A 3,663-nucleotide genomic window follows, 5' to 3' on the forward strand; every position below is an offset into this window, starting at 1 on the left:
CGGACCCACCCTCCCCGCACACTCGAAGCCCTGAAGCGCCTAACCGAGCACCACGACAGCGAGATCAACTCCGGCAGTAGTTAAATTACGGGTCCCTACTGGGGCTTTGGTCCCCAGAGAGGCACTCGCCCTTCGCGTGGTTGATGTGACCCTCCCGGAAGGTGAGTTCGGGGAATTGTGGATCCGTGGGCGCAGGAGCAGGGAGGCGCCAGTCACTCGGGAGCTCGCTGACCTGTTGCGGGGCTGGATCAGCCGGTCCGCCTGGAGCCGGACGATCTGCTGTTCCCCGGCAAGCTTGGTGAGCGACTGACGTCTGCGGCATATCAGCGGGTATGGCGGCAGGCGCGTGAAGCCGTGCTACGCCCGGAGGAGTTGGAGGCTCGCCCGGGGGAGCAGGTCACCAGCCTCCGTGAAGCCGCACTGGTGGCCTGGCTCAAGGCGGGCGTTCCTGCGTGGTGCGGGGCCGAGTGGTCCGGGGTGACGGCGAACTGGCCGGCGCTGCCTTACCGGTCAATGTCAAAGGAGCCGCCGAGTATCTCGGCCTCTCGCCGCACACCCTCTACGTCTGGCGCCACCGCCGGCAGGGACCGCCGAGCTTCCGGATGGGCCAACACGGCCGCGTCATGTACCGGCTGGAGGCCCTGCAGTCCTGGGTCCGTGAACACTCGGCCAGCCTGCACTGGCCGCGTAGACGTCCGCTCCACACGACCCACGAAAACGGGTTGACGCAGCGACCTGCTGTGCCAACCCGTTTCGGCGTTCCGCAAGGGGAATGGGGTACTCTCCGTGCCGATCAGTGCTCCCAGCCTGGGCTTCAGCGGCGAGGCTTCCGCAGGTCGACGCACTCGATAGCAGGAGACCGCCCGCATCGGAGCGCGGCTCATTCTCCCCGGATTCTCCCCAGGAGCCTCGGAAGCGTCGTCGGAGCCCGCGATCCGGGCCACAGCCCCTCCCGGGAGCGCCTCCCGGGCCGGTTGCTCAGAGCCAGTCCTTCCGCTTGAAGACGACGTACAAACTGGTACATACAACTGCCATCAATAGGATGGCGAACGGGTACCCGAGTACCCAGTGCAACTCCGGCATGCGGTCGAAGTTCATTCCGTAGATCGTCCCGACCAACGTCGGCGCGAACAGGATCGCCGCCCAGGAGGAGATCTTCTTGATCTCCTCGTTCTGTTCGAAGCCCGCCTCCGCCAACGCCCGCATTTCCGCGTTCTGTTGCTGGGTGACGAGGGTGGCGTTCACGGTGAGGATGTCCTGGAGGGCCTGGCGGAAGCCGTCGACCTGTTCGCTGGTGTGGGTGACGTGGTCGGCCACGTCGCGGAGGTAGGTCTGGAGTTCCTCGTCCGTGCCGTACTTCGCGAAGCCGGCCATGAGGGCGTGCAGCATGCCGACGAGGGGGCGGGTGGCGCGCTGGAACTCCACCATTTCGCGGGAGAGTTCGTAGATACGACGGGAGACGGCGGGGTCGCCGCGGAAGACCTCCGTCTCGATCTCGTCGATGTCCGTCTGGACGCCGGAGACCACGGGGGCGTAGCCGTCGACCACGGCGTCGAGGATGGCGTAGAGCACCGCCTCCGGGCCCAGTCGCAGCAGTTCGGGCGACTCCTCCATGCGGCGGCGTACCGCCGACAGGTCGGGTGCCGCGCCGTGCCGGACCGTGATCACGAAGTCGGGGCCGACGAACACGTGCAGCTCGCCGAAGTCGACCTCCTCCGGTGTGTCCAGGTAGCGGGCGGCGCTCAGCACCACGAAGAGGGTGTCGCCGTAGCGCTCCAGTTTGGGGCGCTGGTGGGCCTCCAGCGCGTCCTCGACGGCCAGCGGGTGCAGGTCGAACTCCTCGGCCAGGGTGAGGAGTTCGCTCTCCGTGGGGCGGGCGAGCCCGATCCACGCCATGCCGGACGGGTCCTCGCGCAGTTCGCGGAAGGTCTCGGCGAGGGAGGCGGGGGCGGAGACCCGCAGCCCGTCCCGGTACAGCGCCGCCTGGACCACGCTGCCCGCGTCGGACTGTTCAGGGGGCGGTACGTCGGCGGCGGGGGCCGGTGGCCGCTTCGGGGGCGGTGCCGGTGTGGCGGGGGTGCGGCGCCAGACGGACTTCCTGGCGTTCTTCGGGGCGGAGCGGGCGCGTCGCTGGGGCATCGCGGTGCCTCTCGATCGAGCCGGGGACTGCGTGATCACGGGCAGGATATACGGGGGACGAACTCGGTGCGGCCCGCGGGCCGGGGGAGGCGAGGGGAGGCCGGGAGGGACGGCGGGGGAGGGCGTAGGACGGCGGGGCGGCGGAGCCTGTGGTCGCGGACAGTGGGTGTCCCCGCGCTGAGTTAGCGTGCGGAGCATGACCAGGACGAGGAAGACGGCCCCGGCGGCGGCGAGTTCGACGGCGAGGACGGGAGCGAGGACGGGAGCGGTCGGTGACGGCCCCGTGCTCGATGTCGTGGCACTCAACCGTGCCACCCTCGACCGTCAGCTCCTGCTGCGCCGCGCACCGCTCGCCGCCGAGGCCGCCGTAGGGCATCTCCTCGGGTTGCAGGCGCAGAACGTGAAGCCGCCGTACTACGCGCTCGCCGCCCGTCTCGACGGGTTCGCGCCGGGGGAGCTGTCCGGGCTGATGGAGGAGCGCGCGGTCGTCCGGATCGTCACCATGCGGTCGACGATCCACACCCACACGGCGGCCGACTGCCTCACGCTGCGCCCGCTGGTGCAGGGCGCCCGCGAGCGTGAGCTGACGATCTTCCGCAAGGGGCTGGCCGGTGTCGACCTCGACCGGCTGGCGGAGACGGCCCGCGCGCTCGTCGAGGAGGAGCCGCGCACCATGAAGGAACTGCGCGAGGCGCTGCTCGTCGAGTGGCCCGACGCCGATCCGCAGGCCCTCGGGGTCGCCGCCCGCTGCCGGCTGCCGCTCGTGCAGGTCACTCCGCGCGGGCTGTGGGGCCGCGGCGGGCAGGTCGCGCTCACCACGGCCGAGCACTGGCTCGGCCGCCCCGCCGAACCGGTGCCCGCTCCCGACGCGACCGTGCTGCGCTACCTGGCAGCGTTCGGGCCGGCCTCCGTGCGGGACATGCAGACCTGGGCCGGTCTGACCAGGCTGCGCGAGGTCTTCGAACGCCTCCGGCCGGAACTGGTCACCTTCCGCGACCCGAACGGCACCGAACTCTTCGACCTCCCCGACGCGCCGCGTCCCGCCGCCGACACCCCGGCCCCGCCGCGCTTCCTGCCCGAGTTCGACAACCTGCTCCTCTCGCACGCCGACCGCACCCGGGTCGTACCGCCCGCGTACCGGGGCCGCGCCTCGCAGGGCAACGTCGCCCACCGCACCCTCCTCGTCGACGGTTTCCTCGCCGGTGTCTGGAAGCTGGACGGCCGGGAGCTCGTCGTGGAACCCTTCGGCCGGCTGAGCGGGGCCCAGCGGGAGGCGGTGGCCGGCGAGGGGGCGCGGATGCTGGAGGTGCTGCACGCGGGGGAGTCGTACGACATCCGGTTCGGGACGGTCCTCGGAGCGGGGAAGTGACGGGTCCCGGATGCCGCTGCGGGGGAGTGGAGAGGGTGCGTTGCGGGCCGCTCGTGGAGGCGAGGCGCTCGGCGCGCCCAGCGCCCTCACCCCGGTGACCGGCGTCGACCTCTGGCAGGGCAAGGCGTGGATCTTCCTGGTCCGCGCCTCGGACG

3 protein-coding genes are annotated in these 3,663 nt (G+C 71.0%); 2 read left to right on the forward strand and 1 reads right to left on the reverse strand.

All coding sequences use genetic code 11. From position 1 onward, the window contains the following. The first annotated feature begins 467 nt into the window (after positions 1–467). Positions 468–1,001, forward strand: a complete 534-nt coding sequence (locus ABZT12_RS39180) for a helix-turn-helix domain-containing protein (RefSeq protein ID WP_356394616.1) — start codon at positions 468–470, stop codon at positions 999–1,001. Here the strand turns inward: ABZT12_RS39180 and ABZT12_RS39185 are convergent. Further along, on the reverse strand, positions 979–2,139 hold the full coding sequence (locus tag ABZT12_RS39185; RefSeq protein ID WP_356394619.1) for a magnesium and cobalt transport protein CorA: 1,161 nt from the start codon (positions 2,137–2,139) through the stop codon (positions 979–981). The genes ABZT12_RS39180 and ABZT12_RS39185 overlap by 23 nt on opposite strands. Before the next feature lie 196 nt (positions 2,140–2,335). On the opposite strand from ABZT12_RS39185, the gene ABZT12_RS39190 reads away from it, so the two are divergent. After that, positions 2,336–3,508 (forward strand): winged helix DNA-binding domain-containing protein, encoded by a 1,173-nt coding sequence (locus tag ABZT12_RS39190; RefSeq protein ID WP_356394622.1) that lies wholly within the window; start codon positions 2,336–2,338, stop codon positions 3,506–3,508. Positions 3,509–3,663: the final 155 nt, after the last annotated feature.

The sequence above is a fragment of the Streptomyces sp. NPDC005423 genome (assembly GCF_040606415.1).
Classification (GTDB): Bacteria; Actinomycetota; Actinomycetes; order Streptomycetales; family Streptomycetaceae; genus Streptomyces.

Bases quoted from the DNA above. Each gene is read 5' to 3' on its own strand.
- ABZT12_RS39185 (WP_356394619.1), bottom strand. From the start codon at position 2,139: ATGCCCCAGCGACGCGCCCGCTCCGCCCCGAAGAACGCCAGGAAGTCC.
- ABZT12_RS39190 (WP_356394622.1), top strand. From the start codon at position 2,336: ATGACCAGGACGAGGAAGACGGCCCCGGCGGCGGCGAGTTCGACGGCG.